This window comes from Flavisphingomonas formosensis (assembly GCF_009755815.1).
In the GTDB taxonomy this organism is placed as follows: Bacteria; Pseudomonadota; Alphaproteobacteria; order Sphingomonadales; family Sphingomonadaceae; genus Flavisphingomonas; species Flavisphingomonas formosensis.
The window spans coordinates 455,306-469,891 of the sequence record NZ_WRPK01000001.1 but is presented as its reverse complement, the minus strand read 5'-3'; the positions used below and the strand labels follow the sequence as shown (position 1 = coordinate 469,891).

At 68.0% G+C, this 14,586-nt stretch carries 14 protein-coding genes; 3 read left to right on the top strand and 11 right to left on the bottom strand.

The features are described from left to right. The first annotated feature begins 22 nt into the window (after window positions 1-22). Entirely contained in the window at window positions 23-574 is a 552-nt protein-coding gene (locus tag GQY20_RS02340) for a nitroreductase/quinone reductase family protein (protein ID WP_157215424.1), read from the top strand. A 97-nt stretch (window positions 575-671) separates the two neighbouring features. Here the strand turns inward: GQY20_RS02340 and GQY20_RS02335 are convergent, their stop codons facing one another. Both GQY20_RS02335 and GQY20_RS02330 read right to left on the bottom strand, forming a co-directional pair. Next, window positions 672-1,199, bottom strand: a complete 528-nt coding sequence (locus tag GQY20_RS02335) for a nuclear transport factor 2 family protein (protein ID WP_157215423.1) — start codon at window positions 1,197-1,199, stop codon at window positions 672-674. 203 nt (window positions 1,200-1,402) lie between these two features. After that, window positions 1,403-3,184 (bottom strand): acyclic terpene utilization AtuA family protein, encoded by a 1,782-nt coding sequence (locus GQY20_RS02330; RefSeq protein ID WP_157215422.1) that lies wholly within the window; start codon window positions 3,182-3,184, stop codon window positions 1,403-1,405. Window positions 3,185-3,378: 194 nt separating this feature from the next. On the opposite strand from GQY20_RS02330, the gene GQY20_RS02325 reads away from it, so the two are divergent. Continuing rightward, a complete protein-coding gene (locus GQY20_RS02325; protein ID WP_157215421.1) occupies window positions 3,379-4,392 on the top strand; it encodes a cyclase family protein in 1,014 nt (337 codons plus the stop codon). A 38-nt stretch (window positions 4,393-4,430) separates the two neighbouring features. Here the strand turns inward: GQY20_RS02325 and GQY20_RS02320 are convergent, their stop codons facing one another. The 6 genes from GQY20_RS02320 to GQY20_RS02295 form a co-directional block, all read right to left on the bottom strand. Beyond that, a complete protein-coding gene (locus GQY20_RS02320; RefSeq protein WP_157215420.1) occupies window positions 4,431-5,186 on the bottom strand; it encodes an SDR family NAD(P)-dependent oxidoreductase in 756 nt (251 codons plus the stop codon). 125 nt (window positions 5,187-5,311) lie between these two features. Beyond that, window positions 5,312-5,680, bottom strand: coding sequence for an EthD domain-containing protein (locus GQY20_RS02315; RefSeq protein ID WP_157215419.1), 369 nt, complete (start codon window positions 5,678-5,680; stop codon window positions 5,312-5,314). A gap of 3 nt (window positions 5,681-5,683) precedes the next feature. After that, window positions 5,684-7,324: an acyl-CoA dehydrogenase family protein gene (locus GQY20_RS02310; protein ID WP_157215418.1), complete on the bottom strand. Its 1,641-nt coding sequence runs from the start codon at window positions 7,322-7,324 to the stop codon at window positions 5,684-5,686. Window positions 7,325-7,455: 131 nt separating this feature from the next. Next, on the bottom strand, window positions 7,456-8,310 hold the full coding sequence (locus GQY20_RS02305; RefSeq protein WP_157215417.1) for a hypothetical protein: 855 nt from the start codon (window positions 8,308-8,310) through the stop codon (window positions 7,456-7,458). Window positions 8,311-8,333: 23 nt separating this feature from the next. Continuing rightward, window positions 8,334-9,806 carry a 3-hydroxyacyl-CoA dehydrogenase gene (locus tag GQY20_RS02300; RefSeq protein ID WP_157215416.1) on the bottom strand — a complete coding sequence of 491 codons (1,473 nt, stop codon included), beginning with the start codon at window positions 9,804-9,806 and terminating at the stop codon, window positions 8,334-8,336. 5 nt (window positions 9,807-9,811) lie between these two features. Further along, the gene (locus GQY20_RS02295) at window positions 9,812-10,585 is read right to left on the bottom strand and encodes an enoyl-CoA hydratase-related protein (RefSeq protein WP_157215415.1); all 774 of its coding nucleotides are present in this window, start codon (window positions 10,583-10,585) and stop codon (window positions 9,812-9,814) included. Between the two features lie 163 nt (window positions 10,586-10,748). Here GQY20_RS02295 and GQY20_RS02290 point away from each other — a divergent pair, with 163 nt between their 5' ends. Further along, a complete protein-coding gene (locus tag GQY20_RS02290; protein ID WP_157215414.1) occupies window positions 10,749-11,936 on the top strand; it encodes a CaiB/BaiF CoA transferase family protein in 1,188 nt (395 codons plus the stop codon). Between the two features lie 96 nt (window positions 11,937-12,032). On the opposite strand, the gene GQY20_RS02285 is transcribed toward GQY20_RS02290, so the two are convergent. From GQY20_RS02285 to GQY20_RS02275, 3 genes are read right to left on the bottom strand one after another with little or no spacing between them, the layout of a single operon-like run. After that, the gene (locus tag GQY20_RS02285; RefSeq protein ID WP_157215413.1) at window positions 12,033-12,854 is read right to left on the bottom strand and encodes a TIGR03084 family metal-binding protein; all 822 of its coding nucleotides are present in this window, start codon (window positions 12,852-12,854) and stop codon (window positions 12,033-12,035) included. Then, complete coding sequence (locus tag GQY20_RS02280; RefSeq protein ID WP_157215412.1) at window positions 12,842-13,708, bottom strand: phosphatidylglycerol lysyltransferase domain-containing protein; 867 nt, start codon at window positions 13,706-13,708, stop codon at window positions 12,842-12,844. The genes GQY20_RS02285 and GQY20_RS02280 overlap by 13 nt, the downstream gene beginning before the upstream one ends. After that, on the bottom strand, window positions 13,705-14,487 hold the full coding sequence (locus tag GQY20_RS02275) for a FadR/GntR family transcriptional regulator (protein WP_198350813.1): 783 nt from the start codon (window positions 14,485-14,487) through the stop codon (window positions 13,705-13,707). The genes GQY20_RS02280 and GQY20_RS02275 overlap by 4 nt, the downstream gene beginning before the upstream one ends. Between the last annotated feature and the right edge of the window lie 99 nt (window positions 14,488-14,586).

The following is a 14,586-nucleotide window of genomic DNA, read 5'->3' as shown; positions in this document are numbered from 1 at the left end:
AACGGGATGCGGGAGGATGGCCATGGCATTGACCGCGGAAGAAATTCAGGAACGACAGCGCTTTTCGTCGGGCGGCCGGACGGGATGGATCATATTGCGCGGCCAGTGGGGGCTCGCGATAGATCGCCTGCTCGTGCGATGGACCGGCTTTTCGTTCGTAACCTGGCAATATGCCAAGGCGCGCGGCGGCAGCTATACGCCGGTGATCCTCTTCACCACCATCGGTCGTGCATCCGGCCGCCGGCGCGAAACAGTGCTGCCCTTCTATGTCTGGCAAGGGAAGCTGATCCTCACCGGATCCAATGGCGGCGGCCCGACCGATCCCCATTGGACGAGCAACATCCGCAAGACGCCGCTCTGCGCCTTTCGCTTCGGCCGCCGCCGCTACGACGCGATCGGCCACGTCGCGGCGGGCGAGGAGCGCGAGCAGATATTGGATGCCATGGCGAAGGAGCAGCCCTTCGTGCGCGCCTATGCGCAGGAAACGGCGCGTAACGGACGAGAATTGCCCTTCGTCGTGCTGGAACCCGTGACGCCGCTGCCACCCAGTCCGAAGCTGAAGACGATCGGCTAGCGCGGTTTGCGATCCGCTTGCATCGGATCGACCGCTCCAGCTCTTTCCATACCGCGCTTTCCGGGCGGGGACGGCGACCGGAACGAACTCGGAGAGCCTAGGCCGCGTCGGCGGCCTGGCCGAATGCCACGCCGGTCTGCTCGCCCAGCCCGGTGACGCGCACGATGCCGTCCGCACTCACCTCCTCGGAGAGGAAGGAAAGCCGGCGCGACTTGGATTTCGCGAAGAGCCATTTGCCGTCACGCTTTACGAAGCTGTCCTCATAGGAGGATGCGAGCTGGATCAGCGTACGCGCCTTGGTATCGATCTGGAAGAAATAGAGGTCGAAAAGACCCTCGGCGGTATCCGGTCCCGTCAGCGTGACGATCGGATTCTGCATGTGATGCATGTCCATCACGTTGGGAACGCAGCCGAAGCGTGCATAGAGGTCGACGAACTCGTCGCGATTGGTGAAGACCGGAAAGCCCTCGAAATCGATAACCGCATCGGGGATGAAACAGGCGCGCACGATTTCGGGCTGCTTGCGATCGCAGGCGCGCAGATAGACGTGCTTGAGCTGGGTGATGGCAGCGACGTCCTCCATCGCGGCCACGCGTCGGGCAAGATCCTCCACGGTCACGGTCATTCTACCTTCTCCTCTCGTCGCGACACCGCGGTCTTGGGGCACCAAATCGATTTAACGGGCATCAATACGCAATTTGATGCGCCGATCTCAAATTTTTCATGCTTTTCGTAGCAATCGCTTCTTCTCCCGCCGGCGAAGTGCCGATACGGCAGGGGGTCCACCTCTCCGTCCTTTCCAATTGGGCAGCCGTTTTCGGTCCGGACCTAACCCACCAGGGCTGCCGGCACCTTGATCGGCGTTTCCAGCAGCTGCTGCGCCATGCCCTTGGCGGCATTGTCGATCCGCGGCGACATCAGGATGCCGCCGTCCATCGATGCATGCACGACGAAATTCACCGCATGGAAGCCGGGCACCTCGAAGGTCGACACCTTGGGTTGCACGCCATCGCACAGGAAGGCGTAGCGATCCGCAACCACCTGCGCATCCAGCGACGCGCGGATATAAGGCACATATTCCGGACGCCGCGCAATCGCCGCGACGTTGAACAGATTGCCCTTGTCGCCGCTGCGGCCCCAGGCGAGCTTGATCAGCGGCACTTCGGTCATGTCGTCCGACGTCTCGGCGCCGGATGGCGGCGCCGGACGGACCAGTGCAGCCGGATCGAAGCGCTGGCCGCCATATTGTGGCGCAGCCATGCGCTTGCCGGCGACGACGATGCTCACCTCCACCGCGCTCTTGGGCATCAGGAAGAGGAACAGCTTGGAGAGCGGCGTGATCGCGACGCTGATCGTTGCGGTCGATCCCACCGCCATCGCCGAGGTGGAGGCCAGCGCCTCGCGGCAATAGAGTTCGACCCCCGCTTTCTCCTTGTGGTCGACCGATGCGCGCATGAACACCTCGCGCACGTCGGCGGCACGGCCATGCGGCCCATAGGCGGTCTCGGCGCCGACCAGGTCGACGTCGGTGCGCAGGAACTCGCCGAGGTTGCTGCCACGAAGCAGCCGCCGGCCGCGCTCGACCAGCGCCTCGCCTTGCCGCTGTGCCTTGCGCACCGCGTCCATGCCGATGATCACCTGGCTGTAGCTGCCGCGCCAGCCCGCCTCGTAGCTGATTACGCCCTTGTACGTGTCGGTTGCCGGATAGCCGCGCGCATTGGAGACGGAGACGCGATTCTCGCCGACCTGCCGGAGCGTCACGCCCGACCAGTCGCATACCACGTCCGCGACGATATAGGCCTGCGGATCGGAGACTTCGTAGAGCAGCTGCTCGGCGACGGTGCCGACACTGACCAGGCCGCCCGTGCCTTCGGCCTTGGTGATCACCGCCGATCCGTCCGCCGAGACGTCGGCGATCGGGAAGCCGACATCCTCCCAGCCGGGCACGTCCTCCCAGTCGGTGAAGGTGCCGCCGGTCACCTGGCAACCGCATTCGAGCAGATGGCCGACCAAGGTGCCGGCCGACAGCTTGTCCCACTCGTCCGCCTTCCAGCCGAATTCGTGGATCAGCGGGCCGAGGCCGAGCGCGCTGTCCGCGCAGCGCCCGGTGACGACGATGTCCGCGCCCTCGGCCAGCGCCTGCGCGATCGGGAAGGCGCCGAGATAGACGTTGATGCTGTCCACCTTCTCCGGGAAGGGCTCACCCGAGAACATCTCGGTCGGCGCGATCTTGCGGACCTCCGCCTCGCGCGCGAGGAGATTGTCCCCATCGACATAGGCAACCTTCAGCGCGACACCGCGCTCCTTCAGCATCGCCTCGATCGCCTCGGCGCAGCCTTTCGGGTTCATGCCGCCTGCATTGGCGATCAGCTTCACCTTCTTGGCGACGATGTCGTGCAGGCTGCCGGCGATGTGGATGGTCATCAGGTCGCGCGCATAGCCACCGTCCGGATCGCTCGCCATCGAGCGCGCCATCGATCCGATCGTGCCTTCGGACATGAAGTCGAACATTAGATAGTGCGGGCAGGGGTCCGCCTTCAGCAGCTGCGGCACCGAGGTCGTGCTGTCGGTGTAATAGGAGGACGCGCCCCCGATGCGCACTGTCTTCATCGTTACCTCTCCTCAGCGATTCCCGCGCCCCGGTCCGTGCCGGCATCTCGGAAAATCCCGGTATCAAAAGCCTTGGACGGTTCCGCGCGGACCCGATCCGTTTTACGAGCCCATCCCCGTGGCCTGCGTCAAACCCGCTTTCCGGCGGAAGGGACGCTGCCACAAGGAATGACCGGTTCGAGGAGCGGAAAAGCATGAATGCCGGCGGCCCACGATGGAAGAATCGCCCCGAGGGATCGAACTGGGGCGATTATGGCCCTGACGATCAGCTTGGCCGGATGAATCTGATCACCCCCGAGCGCCGCCGCGCCGGCCTTGCCGAGGCGCGCGAAGGGATCTGTTTCTCGCTCAGCCTGCCGCTCGACTATCCGGGCGGCACGCTGCTCAGCGGCGGCGTGCGCCAGCCGCCCAAGCTGTTCGCGCCCGAGTTCGCCGACGGCCTCTATCCGTATAATGTCGGCTATGAGGAGCTGCCGAGCCGCGACATCAGCTGCGACGACGCGGTCGTGATCTACAGCCAATATTCGACACAGTGGGACAGCTTCGCCCATTGGGGCGGCCTGTTCGACGCGGACGGCGACGGCGTGCCGGAGAAAGTCTATTATAACGGCTATCGTGCCGGCGAGCATCTCGTCGGCCCGGCCGAGGGCGGCCCCTATGCCCGAGCGCTCGGCATGGAGCATCTGGCAGCGACCGGCGTGCAGGGCCGCGGCGTACTGCTCGATCTGGTCGGCCAGCCCTCCTGGGTGGACTATGACGCACTGATGCGCGCGATCGAGGCGCAGCGGGTCGACATCCGCGCCGGCGACATGCTCTGCCTCCACTCGGGCGCGGACAAGTTGATCCTCTCGATGAACCGCGATCCCGACAAGCCGCGCGTCCTCGCCTCCCCCGGCCTCGACGGCCGCGACCAGAGGCTGCTGCGCTGGATCGACGAGAGCGGCATCGCCGCGCTCTGCTCGGACACGCCAGCGGTCGAGCAGACCGACTTCGTCGGCACTGACGGCGACCCGCACGACCATACGCTCTTGCCGCTGCACGAGCTCTGCCTGTTCAAGCTCGGCATCCATCTCGGCGAGATGTGGCATTTCGCCGAGCTCAAGGCCTGGCTGCAGGCGCACGGCCGCACCGCCTTCCTCCTCACCGCCCCCCCGTGGCGCCTCCCCGGCAGCGTCGGCTCCCCGGTGAATCCGGTCGCGACGGTGTGAGCGATCTCATCTCCCCTCTGTCGAGGGGGACGAAGAAGTCACGGCCGCATCGACGACCCACCATCCACGCTCAACACCTGCCCGGTGATATAGGCCCCCTCGTCCGACATAAGCAGCGCGCTCAGCGCCGCGATGTCCTCCGGCCCGCCGAGCCGCGGCTTGTAGGGCGTGCGGCTCTTCGCCCATTGCTCGAAGCCCTGCGGCACCGATGCCGCGAGCTTCGCATGCATGATGATCCCTGGCGCGATCGCATTGGCGCGGATGCCGTCGCGGCCATGGCGCACGGCGACATGGCGCATCAGCGCATGTCCGGCCGCCTTGCTCATCGAATAGGCGGCGCGGGTATCGTCGGCGACATGCGCCGCGCCCGAGCTGGTATAGACGATCGATCCGCCGCCGCGTGCGATCATCGCCGGCACGGCATGGCGCGTGCACAGCAGATAGCCCCGCGCGTTGATCGCCATCACCTCGTCATAGACGTCGAGCGGCAGCTCGATCGCCGGCAGGTCGATCAGCCCGTCCCTGAAGCTCGCGAAATTGGCGTGGAAGCCGTCGAGCCCGCCGAAGCGCTCGACTGCCAGCGCGACCAGCGCCTGGACCGATCCCTCGTCGGCGCCGTTCAGCTCCGTTCCCACCGCGGCGGCGCCGATCTCGTCGGCCACAGCCCGCGCATGCGCGCCGTCGAGATCGCCGAGCACCACCGACGCGCCCTCCGCGGCAAAGCGCCGCGCCAGCGCATCCCCGATTCCGCCGCCGCCCGCGACGGCGATCACCTTGCCTTGCAGCCTTGCCATGCGTCTCTCCCTATTTTCTGCGTCATCGCGGACTTGATCCGGCATCCATTCGCCGCAGCGATGAAGATAAGGCGCAACGCTGCCGCTAATGGATCTTGACTTCCGTCAGGATGACGGGGAGGAGGCTACCGCCCCGTCGACCGGTCCGGCCCATGCTCCTCGACCAGGAACATCTGCGTCGCCGGCCGGTCGATGAAATGCTCCTCGTCCGCTGCCACCTTGGGCCCGCGCTCGGGATCGGCCATCACGCGCATCGCGTCGTCGAAGGCGGCGCGGTCCTCGAACCACAGCTCGGTCACCGAGTCATAGCCGAACGGCGCAGCGGCCGGCCCGGCGACGCTGTCGACGCCGCTCACATAGTTGCGGCGATAATCGGTCACGCCGTGCAGCAAGCCCATCATCAGCGGCACGTGCGACGTCTCATAATGCTTCACGAACGCCTCCCGGCTTATTCCGGGCTTGCGCTTCAACAATGCGATCGCCTTCACGGTCATGCCTCATCCTCCCGCGATCAGGCCTCGTCCGACGACATGGGCCTGTATTTCCGCCGCGCCCTCGAAGATGTTGAGGATGCGCGCATCGCAGAGCACGCGGCTCGCCTCATATTCCAGCGCATAGCCGTTGCCGCCGTGGATCTGCACGGCAAGGTCGGCATTGCTCCAGGCGACGCGCGCTCCCAGGAGCTTGGCCATACCCGCTTCGATATCGCAGCGCTCGCCCTTATCCTTGTGCCGGGCGGCCGCATAAGTGAGCTCGCGGGCCATCACCAGCTCCGCCACCATCAGCGCCAGCTTGTCCGACACGCGCGGGAAGTCGGCAAGCGGCCGGCCGAACTGCCGGCGCTCGGCGGCATAGCGCAGCGCGAGATCGAACGCGTTCCAGCCGACCCCGATCGCGCGTGCCGCGGTCTGGATGCGCGCGCCTTCGAAGGTGCGCATCAGCTGCCTGAAGCCCTGCCCCTCGACCCCGCCGAGCAGGCCGTCGGCGGCGACGCGGAAGCCGTCGAAGGACAGGACAAATTCCTTCATTCCCCGATAGCCGAGCACCGCGATCTCGCCGCCCTCCAGCCCCTCGTCGGGAAAGGCCGCATCCGGCGTCTGGCGGGTCTTGGCGGCGAGCATCATCGAGAGGCCGGCATGGCCCGGCTTGGCTGCATCGGTGCGCACCAGCAGGGTCATCAGGTCGGTGCGCGCGGCATGGGTGATCCAGGTCTTGGAGCCGTGGATCCGCCAGCCGCCATCGTCCGCCGGCACCGCGCGGGTGCGCAGCGAGGCGAGGTCGGAGCCGGTGTCGGGCTCGGTGAACACGGCGGTCGGCAGCACCTCGCCCGAGGCGAGCTTCGGCAGCCAATAGGCCTTTTGCTCGGGCGTGCCGCCGGCACCGATCAATTCGCCCGCAATCTCGGATCGGGTGCCGAGCGAGCCGGCGCAGATCCAGCCGCGGCTCAGCTCCTCGGAGACGACGCACATCGCCATCTTGCCGAGGCCGAGCCCGCCATGGGCGGGATCGATGCAGACCCCGAACACGCCGAGATCGGCCATCTCGCGGACCACCGCGTCCGGGATCAGCACATCGGCGAGATGCCAGGCATGGGCATTGGGCGCGATCCGCTCCGCCGCGAAGGTGCGGAACTGGTCGCGCACCATGTCGAGCGTCTCGTCGTCCAGCGATTCGTCCGGCCGCTCGCCATCGCGGAGGCGCTCGGCGAAGGCCGCACGGGTGGCGGCAGTGTTGCCGTCATCGAGGAAGCGCCGCGCCGCCGGATCGGTGGCGAGCGCCGCCGCCGCATCGGCAAGGCCCAGCTCATGGGGGCGGACGAACTCGTTCTGGCTCATCGGCACGCCGCCGATCAGCTGCGCCAGATATTCGCCGAACCCGATCCGCAGCATGAGCGCCTCGATCGCACCGAACCGCCCGGCGGCTTCGCTGCGCCGCGCCCAGTCCGCCGTCGCGGCCAGCGCCTCGGCGGTCGTCGCGATCCAGGCGAAGCCGTGCACCAGCCGCTGCTCGCGATCGGCGAGCGCGGAATCCGGCTTGCCGTCGGGCGCGACCACGGCGCGGACGCGGTCCTTCGCAGCGGTCGCGAAAGTGCGTGCTGCGGTGGCGGCGGACTGGGCTAGACTGATCCACTCATTCATTGGCAATACCCTAGATACAAACCCCAAACCGTTTGCACTGAGCTTGTCGAAGTGCTCCCTTCCATCTTCCCGTTTCGCCGAAGAAGGGAGGAAAGGGCTTCGACAAGCTCAGCCCAAACGGGGCTGATAGATCAGCCATTTCCGCCCCCGACATACCCCGCCTTCGCCACCATCGCGGTCGCCCCATCGCAGCGCAGCGCGTGGAACTCGCCCGCCTCGGTCCGCACCAGCCGCACCGGCTGGCCGGCGAACAGCGGCGCCTGCGCGCGGAACTCGAAGCTCGCGAGCGGCCCCTGCCGCGCCGCCAACGCGGCAAGCTTCGCCGCGGAGAAGGGCCCGTGGACGACCAGCGCGGGATAGCCCTCCACCCCCGTCGCATAGGGCGCGTCATAATGGATGCGGTGGCCATTGAAGGTGACCGCCGAGAAGCGGAAGAGGTTGACCGGCCCCGGCTCCCACAGCTCGCCCCCCGCCGGCACCGCGCGCGCATCCTCGGCCTCGACCGGCATCGTCAGCGGTGCGACCTCGCCCGCCTCGGCGCGGTAGACCAGCGTCTGCCGCTCGCTCACCCGCACCGCGCCTTGCTGCGTCAGGATGCGGTCGACATCGACGAACAACAGGTCGCCCGAGCGGCCCGCCTTGTGGCGCATGTCGCCGATCCGCGTCTCCGCCTCGGCCGGCGCATCGAGCAGCAGCGGCGCTTCGAAGCGGATCGCGGTGGAGGCGAACATGCGCCGCGGCAGCTCGGGGATGTCGGGCAGGAAGGCGCCGCGGCGCGGATGGCCATCGGCGCCGATCTCGGCATCCGCGCTGGTCTCGAGGAACCAGGCCCAATGGCCGAGCGGCGGCTGCGCCTCCTCCACCTTGCCGTCGCCGCCGATCGCGACCGAGAAGCGGCGCAGGCTCTCCGTGTCGAGCAGCTGCGTCCGCGTGAAGCTCCGTCCGATCGCGCCGCGCCATTCGGCGAGCTGTGCCTCGCTGATCATCGTGCCGATCCCCTCCCGCCCGCTCAATCCGCCTGGTGCACCGGCAGGCCGAGCATCGCGCGGCGGCGCAGCCACAGGCTCGGCCGGTAGCGGTCCGATCCGGTGATGGCATGGAGCTGGCTCATGATGGCGAAGGTCTTGGCCTCGCCCAGCCAGGCCGCCCACTCCAGAGGGCCCTTGGGATAATTTTGCGCGAGCTTCATCGCGAGATCGATGTCGGCGGGCGATCCCACGCCTATCTGCGCCAGCTCGCAGCCGAGATTGGCGATCATCGCCAGCATCCGCTGCAGCACGAAGCCGGGCGAATCCTTGATCGCCTCGACGGTGAAGGCATGACTGCGCAGCCATTCCGCCACGCCCTGCGCCGCCGCACCGCCACCCGGCGCGGTCATCAGCGTGAGATGCCGGCGCTCGGCCGCGGTGAAATCGATCGCGACAGTGTTCGCCGGATCAAGGCCGAGGCGATGGCAGGCGGTGGAGCAATCCTCGCCGACCGGCGCGATCAGCACCGGGCCGGCGCCTTCGGACAGGCCATGCTGCCTCAGAAGATCGAAGCCCGCCGCCACCTCCCCGATCGTGGCGGAGAAGGGCCGCGCGTCCCCGATCTCGGGCGCGGGATCGGTTTCCTGCGCGGCGCCCTCGCGATAATCGTGGAAGCCTTGGCCGGTCTTCCGGCCATAGCGGCCGGCGTGGAACATCAGCTCGTGCAAGGTCGTCGTCTTCAGCCGCGGATCATGCTGATAGCCTTCGTAGATGAAGGTCGTCGCCGCGAAGTTCACGTCGATGCCGGTCAGGTCCATCAGCTCGAACGGGCCCATGCGGAAGCCGGCGGCGTCGCGCATGATCCGATCGAGCGTGGCGACATCGGTGACGCCCTCCTGCACGATCGCCAGCCCCTCGGTCGCATAGGCGCGGCCCTGCAGGTTGACAAGGAAGCCGGGGCCGTCCTTCACCGTCACCGGCACCTTGCCGATCGCCTTGGACAGCGCCGTCGCGCGCTCCGCCGTCTCGGCCGAGGTGCCCGGAGCCACCACCACCTCGACCAGCTTCATCAGCGGCACGGGGTTGAAGAAATGGAGCCCGCAGACCCGGCTCTTGTCCTTGCAGCTCGCCGCGATCGCCGCGACCGAGAGCGAGGAGGTGTTGCTGGCGAGGATCGCGCGCGGACCGACCACGGCCTCCAGCGCGGCGAACAGCGCCTGCTTGGGCTCCAGCCGCTCGACGATCGCCTCGACCACCGCCTCGCAGGGGGCGAACGCCGCCATGCCTTCGGCCAGCGTCAGCCGCGCTTCGGCCTCCGCGGCATAGCCCTCGGGAAGCTGCCCCTTCTCGACCAGCCGGGCGATGCGGGCGATAATGTCCTTGCCCGCCTTGGCCAGCGCCTCGCCACTCAGATCATGGAGGATCACGCGCATCCCGGCGGTGAGGCCGATCTGCGCGATGCCCGCACCCATCGGCCCCGCGCCGACGACACCCAGGGTGGTCACGTCCGTCATGATGGTCAGCGTCCCTTGAACACGGGTTTGCGCTTCTCGAGGAAGGCGGCGATGCCCTCGTCGCGGTCCTCGGTGGTGAAGAGCAGCTGGAAGGCCTTGCGTTCCAGCATCAGCGCGGTTTCCAGCGAGGCGTCGGGGCCGAGCGCGATCACCTCCTTGAGCGCAGCGACCGCGAGCGGCGGCAGCGCGGCGATCTTGGACGCGATCTTCAGCGCATGCGGCACCACCTCGGCATCGGGCACCACCTCGGAGACGATGCCCATCTCGCTCGCCGTCGCGGCCGACATGAAGTCGCCGGTCAGGAGGTAGCGCGCAGCCTTATACTTGCCGACCGCGCGCACGAAGCGCTGCGTGCCGCCCGCGCCCGGCATGATGCCGACCTTCACCTCGGGCAGGCCGAACTTCGCCCCCTCGCCCGCGACGATGATGTCGCAATGGAAGGCGAGCTCCGATCCGCCGCCGAGCGCGAAGCCGTTCACCGCTGCGATCAGCGGCTTGGGGCACGCCCGCAGCGCCACCCAGGCCGAAACCGATTCCCTGGTCTGCGCATCGCGCACCGTCCGCTTGCGCAGCTCGGCAAGATCGGCGCCGGCCGCAAACGCCTTCTCGTCGCCGGTGATCACGATCGCGCGGACCTCCGCATCGTCGGACAGCGCATCGATATGCGCGGCGAGCGCGAGACGGACGGGCACGCTCAGCGCGTTCAGCACCTCCGGCCGGTTGAGCCGGATCAGCGCGACGCCGTCCGATGGCCGCTCGAGCAGAACTTCTTCGGACATCACCCCCCCCAGACGCGTTCATATCCCGGATCGGCATCGTCTCTGCCATAGCTTGGCTCGGAATAGAACTACCTCATTGAGAAAATCCGTTGTGCCCCCTATGCGATGGAAAATGGCGGCAGAGCTGGCCCGGAAACGGGATCGGGCGTGCGAAGGAGGCGGGATGGGCGGGGTGCTGGATGGAATAAGGGTGCTGGATTTCGGCCGTTTCGTCGCGGGCCCCTATTGCGCGACGATCCTTGCGGACTTCGGCGCGGACGTGATCCGGATCGAGCGGCGCGGCGGTGGCGAGGATCGCACCATCGTGCCCGTCACCCCGTACGGCGAGGGCTCGCTGTTTCTCCAGATCAACCGCAACAAGCGCTCGCTCACCTATGATCCCCGCCACCCCGAAGCCGCCGAGATCCGCCGCCGGCTGATCGCCGGGGCCGATGTCGTGGTGGTCAACGTGCCGTCCACCGCGCTCCCCGCGATGGGCCTCGACTATAAGTCGCTGTGCGCCATCCGCCCGGACATCATCCTCGCCAACGTCTCCTCCTTCGGCACCAGCGGCCCCTGGCAGGACCGCGGCGGTTTCGACAGCGTCGGCCAGGCGATGTGCGGCTCCACCTATCTGAGCGGCGAGGAGGGCCGCCCCTTCCGCACCCCGATCACCTGGGTGGACCATGCCGCCGGCCTCTATGCCGCGATCGGCATAGCGATGGCGCTGATCGAGCGCGGCAGAAGCGGCCGCGGCCAGCAGGTCGACGCCAGCCTGCTCGGCTCGGCCATGGCATTCAGTTCAACCTATTTGATCGAGCAGGCGCTGACCGGCATCGGCCGCACCGCGATCGGCAACCGCAGCTTCGTCAACGGCCCGACCGACCTGTTCGCCACGCAGGACGGCTGGATCGTGACCCAGGTGGTCGGCGACCCGCTCTACCGCCGCTGGGTGAAGCTGATCGGCGAGCCCGCCTGGCTCGACGACCCGCGCTTCGCCAATGACGCGCTGCGCGGGCTCAACGGCGCCATCCTGTCCGAGCGCATGGCCCGCTGGTGCGGCGAGCGGACGAACGCCGAAGCCCTCGACGCCCTCGCCGCCGCCGCCATTCCGGCCGGCCCGGTGCTCTCGCCCCAGCAAGCGCTGGAGCATCCCCAGGTCCAGGGCATCGGCCTGTTCCAGGACGTGCGCTATCCCGGCCTTCCCGATCGCCCCGCGCCGCTGACCAAGGTGCCGGTGACGCTCAGCGCCACCCCCGCCGACATCCGCACGCCGCCGCCGACGGTGGGCGAGCATAATCGCGCGATATTGGAGGGGCTGGGCTTCTCGGCGGAAGAGATCGAAAAGCTGGTCGAAACAGGCGCGGTGTAACCTCTTCTCGTCCTCCCCCAGAGGGGGAGGGGGACCGTTCGCGGAGCGAATGGTGGAGGGGTTCCGCTCTCCTCAGGCCGGAACCCCTCCACCGTCCTACGGACGGTCCCCCTCCCCCTCTGGGGGAGGATTACCAACGCGCACTCCCTTCGCTGGCCCCGTCGCGGGGGCGCCGGCAAAGCATTGTGCGATCTCCATCCAGGCGCGTGCTCCCTCGCCGCGCACCAGCAACGCGGTATCGTCGACATGGCGGCGCTGCGTCACCACCAGCGCGAAATCCTCGGCCGGGCCTGCGATCGATTCGGACGCCCCGGCATTCCAGATCCACTCCGCCCTCGACGGCGCCGCCAGCCGGACCTGCGGCGCAGGCGGCTTTTCGAGGCCACGGTTGCGGAAAGACCAGCCATGGGTGCGGACGCCGAGATCGCAGATGGCGCGGATGCGATCGCCGTTGGTGCGGCGCACGCGCAGCAGATCGTAAATGTCCTGGCCGTGCGCCCAGACCTCCATCTGGCGCGCGGCCGCGAAGGAGGCGACGCTCATTTCCGGCCCGAACCACGGCATGCGGGCTTGCGGATCGCTCGCCGCGAACAGATCGCACAGGCTGGTCCACCCGGCGCGCCACAGATCGAGCAGATCGCGCGGCGGCAGATGCCCCCAATCCGCGCGCATGCGCTGGCTCAGCTCGATCCCCTGCGCCTGCCCCGCACGCACATCGGCGACCAGCGTGGGAAAGGACGCCGGATCGGTGAGCGCCACCCGCCCGAATTCGTCGACCTGATGCAGGTGCATCACCTCGTCCGCGATCGTCCAACCGTAGAAGAGCGTCCGGCGATCCCACTGATCGGGCGTCACGCCCTGCAGAAAGGCGTCGAGATCGGCATATTCCTGACGCACATCGGCGATCAGCCGGTCCATCGCGCTCTCCTCACCCGATATTTATGCAGCCGCGCGGCGGGCGCGAGCGCGCGCTTGGCCTGGGCGAAACCCGGCTTGCCGAGATCCTGCTCGAAATTGATCCACGCTGCGCCGCATTGCGCAGCATAACGTGCGAACATCCAAGGATAGGCCCCTGCAAAGGCGCGCCGTCCCTTCGCGAAATGCACGATCCGGCTGTCCCCGGCGCCGTGGCCGGCGAGCAGGAAAGCGACGGGATCGCCGTCGCCGGTTCGTACGACATGGCCGTCGAGGCCAAGCGTGTCGCGCAGGGCGATCGCTTCGCGGCATTCGGCGACATCGGTGGCGTCGGGCACGCGGCCGACATCGGCCAGCCAGCCTTGCAATACCGCCAGCGCAGCCGCTTCGCCGACCAGATCGAGCGGCACCAGCTCCGGCGCCGCCTCCCCGGCGAAAGCGCGCGCCTGCGCCCGCTTGGCCTTGGCGCCGTCCAGCCGGGCGAGGTGCGGCGCCTGATAGAGATAATCCGAATCCGCCTCCCGCCAGTCGAGCGCGAAGCGGCCGGCCGATGCGAGCGCTACTGCCTCGGCCTCGTCGAGCGGATAGATGCAATCCGCTTCGTCGAGCAGCCGGACCGCATCCCGCGCGTCCAGCGGCACGAGCGGCAGGGCGTGGCGCTCGCTATCATAGGTGCGCCCGAGGAGGTGCGGAAGCGGCACCTCGCACAGCCGATAGGCGTGACGGCGCCGATAGAGCCAGAGATTGGCGAGACTATATTCCGAGGGCCGGCGCGGGCATTCCGCGAGCAACGCGGCCAGCCGATCGAGATCGGCGGGCTGCAGCAGGGCATCCGCCGCCGCCCCGGCCGGGCTCATCGCGGCCCGGCGCGGGCGGCCTCTCCCTCGCCGCCGGCAAAGCCGTGGCCGGCCATGTCCTCCTGCATCCATTCGGTGACGATCGCGGTGCAGCGCTTGGTGGCGAGCACCGCCAGTTCCTCGTCGCCCTCCAGGATCGCGGCGGCCATGCGGTTGCGGTGCGCGCGGTACAGCGCCACGCGCTCGGGCCGGTTGTGATAGACGTCGACGTCCCGCCCGATCAGGGCCGACAGGTCGTAGACGATGCCGAGGAACAGCGAGAGCACCTCGCTGCCGCTCATGGCCCCGAGCACGCGGCCGAAAGCGCGCTCGGCGCGCAGGAAGGCGCGGTAATCCTCGCGCCTATCGTCCGCCTGCTGCTCATGCTCGAGAAAGGCTTCGAGCTTCTGGCGCGCCTCCGGATCGCGGTTGCGGCTGGCGAGACGCGCCAATTCGGTGCGGATCGGATCGACGGCATGGATCACCTCGGCAAGGCCCGCCTTGCGCGACTGGAGATAGATGGCCGCCATGCGGGCCACAGTCATGCTGCTCGGCAGCGCGGCGAAATAGCCGCCGTTCACGCCGCGGCGGATGTTGATGAGATGATCCTGCGCCACTAGCGCCGCCGCCTGGCGGAGGGTCGGCCGGCTCACGCCGAGGCCCGCCATCAATTCCTCCTCGGATCCGAGCAGCTCGCCGACCTCGCGTGTCATCGCCATGTCACGCAGCACGGACGCGGCACGCTGCACGGCGGAGGGAGGCTGCTTGGAACGGGAGGGGTTGGGCTTCGCTGTCGACATGGTCTCCCTGCATAGTCGAGTCGGGCGGCACAGCAAAAGAGGTAATTCAATATTGCGGCGCGTGACTCCCCTGGTGCAAACCGAACGGGGAAAGGGGAC